At 56.8% G+C, this 3,496-nt stretch carries 3 protein-coding genes; 2 read left to right on the top strand and 1 reads right to left on the bottom strand.

The window, feature by feature from the left end; translation table 11 throughout:
• Positions 1-70: 70 nt before the first annotated feature.
• Complete coding sequence (locus BM225_RS22470) at positions 71-499, bottom strand: GFA family protein (protein WP_092465527.1); 429 nt, start codon at positions 497-499, stop codon at positions 71-73.
• A 351-nt stretch (positions 500-850) separates the two neighbouring features.
• On the opposite strand from BM225_RS22470, the gene BM225_RS21375 reads away from it, so the two are divergent.
• Complete coding sequence (locus BM225_RS21375) at positions 851-1,780, top strand: hypothetical protein (protein ID WP_143095448.1); 930 nt, start codon at positions 851-853, stop codon at positions 1,778-1,780.
• A 261-nt stretch (positions 1,781-2,041) separates the two neighbouring features.
• Positions 2,042-3,427, top strand: a complete 1,386-nt coding sequence (locus BM225_RS21370; protein WP_092465525.1) for an IS1182 family transposase — start codon at positions 2,042-2,044, stop codon at positions 3,425-3,427.
• The last annotated feature ends 69 nt before the right edge of the window (positions 3,428-3,496 follow it).

The raw sequence follows: 3,496 nt of genomic DNA, 5'->3' as shown, positions 1-3,496 counted from the left end.
GGTCAGCTTGCCTGCCGCGCAGCGCGACTGACCAGCTCGGCCCGCCAGTCAGCACGAGGCCCGCACTGAGCTACACCATCTCCTGGGACATCATCGGAAGACCGTCGATCCTTTCGATGGAGGCCAGTCCTTCGTCCCAGTTCGCGCGACTGGAACAACAGATATGCGCGTTGGGTAGAATGTCGATTGGGGTGTCAAGCGAGCCCGCGGGTACCGCAAGTAAACCGACCTCTGGCTGGGAAATAGGCAGTGCGGACCCGCAGTCAGAGCAAAAGCTCTTCATGTGGCGTGTACCAGGGAGATGAAACGTCTTGATGTTTGCTTCGCCTGAGACCCAAGTGATTTTGGCAGTGGACGAAAACAAGTTTGCCGAATGGGCCGAGCCGCTGTCCTTGCGGCAGCGGGAACAGTGGCACAGGAAAAAGCTCTCGAACTCTCCTGATATGCGGAATTGAACGACGCCACAAAGGCATTGTCCCGTGGTCGGATTGCTGTCCATTTACACTCCTCGCGACCGGCAAGCCCTGCCGCCAGTCGAACGCATCCATTGTTCCCTTGTATTCGCATGTTGGATCCGGGTCAAAAGGGGCTAAAAGAAAGACAGTCTCGGCGTCGCAGAGCATCAGCGGATCGAAAATCATGCCTTTCGTCGTTCACCGGCCCGTTGCTGCCGTTAGCCAAGGCCTGCATCGCTGCAGTGCAGCTTCACCAGGCCGGACTTTCGAGGCATCTCGCAGCATTTTGACCGTCCAAGATCGGCAATGCGCAGGGAGTGGTCGCCTAAGTAGCAAAGTCAGGTGATCGCATGCTAGGCGTCGGTGACATGTATTTCAGAACAAGGGAAAACACGATGCCGGAAGGTACTGCTAAATTTGGTTTTCTAACGAAACCAATGTCTATTTCGACGGGAGAAATACATGTCGAGATTTTGGATGGCGCGTCGGAGATAATACAATCAATCCGCAACTCGGAACGGGTTCACGAAGGCTGGTATTATGCGCCGCCTTCAGGCAGCCGCAACATGTTCAATGGTGAAATTTTGGAGCACCCCTATCCAAGCCGCGTGTTCTCATTGCCGTTCACCCACCGACTTCGGCATGCATCCGGTGACGACCGTGCCCATCTCGATTTTCTGATCTGGTGCCTTGGCTTCTTTGAGGGAACGCGCCTGACGACATTAGAGGCAGGCTATCTCGATGCGACGCCGATCGTGGCGGGAAAGCTCACCGACTTCATTCTGGCGGGCGGGACGCAGCCAGAGGATGCGCTTGAGCTAGCGGAACGCTATTGGACGGATCATGTCGCAAGTCCGAGGCAGATCAAACGGATGATCGGCATCATCCACTGTCTGTTCCTGGCTCAAAATCCTAAACATATGCCATTTGAGAAATTCTCCTATCTCTATACGGCGCTTGATGCTTGTTATAAAGCGACAAGCGAGATGTGCGCCGCCCCGAACAGGTTGAGCCATGCCAGGCGGATCGAGTGGACATGCCAGCAATTCCGTATGCCGGTACCGGAGTGGGCAAACCCGTCGGATAGCACCACAGAAATATCAGCAGTGCGGAATGATGCCATCCATGAGGCGCTTTTCTTCGACGAACCGCTCGGTTTCGTCACCTATGGTGGAAGTTCTGGGTCAGGGGTTGAACCCAATGTTCCATTGCAGATGGAGGCGCTGACCTGCCGGTTGATCGTCGCGCTACTGGGAATGCCCGACGCGGGCTATGTGCGCTCTCCAGTGAATAGCAGACAGCGTCACGGCCTTTGCCTCAGGTAATGCGTTAAAAAACGCGGGGCTATTGATATCGCTTCGTTGTCGCCTCTTCAAAGGTCTAAAGTGGGCCGGGCGGCGGTCGCATGTCTCATACGACGCGAAAGTCGAGTTGTGCTGAGAACGGACTTGCGGCAGCGCAGCACCAAAAGCGTGTACTGACATTCGGCAAACGTCATTCCCGGCCGATGCTGTTGAAAAAGTCTCTGTTGCGCTGCGGCAAGTCTTTCGATTCACTCAACTATGAGGTGATGGGAGGATTTCGGCATGATGGGCAGGCAAGAGGCACCGGCGCAGCTATTTTACGACTTTGATCTAGAACAGCACGTCCCAGCCAACCACATGCTGCGAGAGATCGACCTGTTCCTGAATGGTGACGCCCTGCGTGAGGCGCTGCGCCCCTTCTACAGCCACCTTGGGCGGCCCTCGATCGACCCCGAACTGGTCATCCGGATGCTGGTAATCGGGTATGTCATGGGGATCCGTTCAGAGCGTCGGCTCTGTGACGAAGTTCATCTAAATTTAGCCTACCGCTGGTTCTGCCGGTTGGGTCTGGAAGGCAGCGTCCCAGATCACTCGACCTTCTCGCGCTATCGCCACGGCAAGTTCAGGGAAAGCGGTCTTCTGCGGCAGGTCTTCGAAGCCACGGTTGAGCGTTGCCTGAAAGAAGATCTTGTTTCGGGCGAAGGCTTCGCAGTCGATGCGAGCCTGATCTCGGCTGATGCCAACAAAGTCCGGTCCATCGCGGCGGAAGACTGGAGCCCTGAGGCCGCGCGACAAGCCGACAACAGGGCAGCGCGTGAATATCTGGAGACACTGGATGATGCCGCCTTCGGAGCCGCGTCACCGAGCCAGCCGAAGTTCGTGGCCAAGTCCGATCCGGCAGCGCAATGGACGCGCGCTGAGGAAAGCCGCCCTTATTTTGCCTATGCCACCAACTACCTGATCGACACCAAAAGCTCTGTAATCATGGATGTTGAGGCGACAAGAGCGATCCGCCAGGCCGAGGCCGGGGCATCGCGTACCATGCTGGACAGAACGGAAAAGCGCTTTGGCATCAAGCCGGACTGGCTGGCCGCCGATACGGCCTACGGCAATGCCGAGAACCTGGGATGGCTGGTCGAGAAGCGCAGCATCATTCCGTTCATCCCGGTGATCGACAAGTCGGAGCGGACCGATGGTACATTTTCCCGCTCGGATTTCGAATGGGATGAGAAGAATGATCAGTACATCTGCCCCGAAGGCCATGGCCTCAAACAGTTCAGACGCAACTATTCCGATCCGACCCGCGGGCAGGATACTGGTGGGCGGAAGAAATACCGTGCTTTGAAGGCAACCTGCCAGGTCTGCCCCTCCAAGGAGATTTGCTGTCCGAGGGCCGATGCCCGATATGTCACGCGCGAGCCCCATGAAGAGGCACGTGAGTTCGCCCGGCAGTGCCGCAAGACCAAGGCCTACAAGGTGTCGCGCGACAAAAGGAAGAAGGTCGAGATGCTCTTCGCCCATCTCAAGCGCATTCTTGGTCTGACAAGGTTGCGGCTACGCGGACCAAACGGCGCGAAGGACGAATTCTTGCTCGCCGCCATCGCCCAAAACCTACGAAAACTTGCGAAGCTACGCCCGCGAAGGCATTGCCAACTTATTATCGCCTGATCGAGCGGAGCGAAAGCTCTGCCTGTCAGGCGGTCATTTCGGCAGCGTAGCCTTTCCAGAGGTCGAATG

It is taken from the genome of Donghicola eburneus (assembly GCF_900115865.1).
In the GTDB taxonomy this organism is placed as follows: Bacteria; Pseudomonadota; Alphaproteobacteria; order Rhodobacterales; family Rhodobacteraceae; genus Donghicola; species Donghicola eburneus.
Note: the sequence above shows the minus strand (reverse complement) of the source record. Positions and strands in the feature narration are given on the sequence as shown.

Excerpts from the sequence above, each read along its gene's own strand:
- BM225_RS22470 (WP_092465527.1), bottom strand. The coding sequence starts at position 499 with ATGGACAGCAATCCGACCACGGGACAATGCCTTTGTGGCGTCGTTCAA.
- BM225_RS21375 (WP_143095448.1), top strand. The coding sequence starts at position 851 with ATGCCGGAAGGTACTGCTAAATTTGGTTTTCTAACGAAACCAATGTCT.
- BM225_RS21370 (WP_092465525.1), top strand. The coding sequence starts at position 2,042 with ATGATGGGCAGGCAAGAGGCACCGGCGCAGCTATTTTACGACTTTGAT.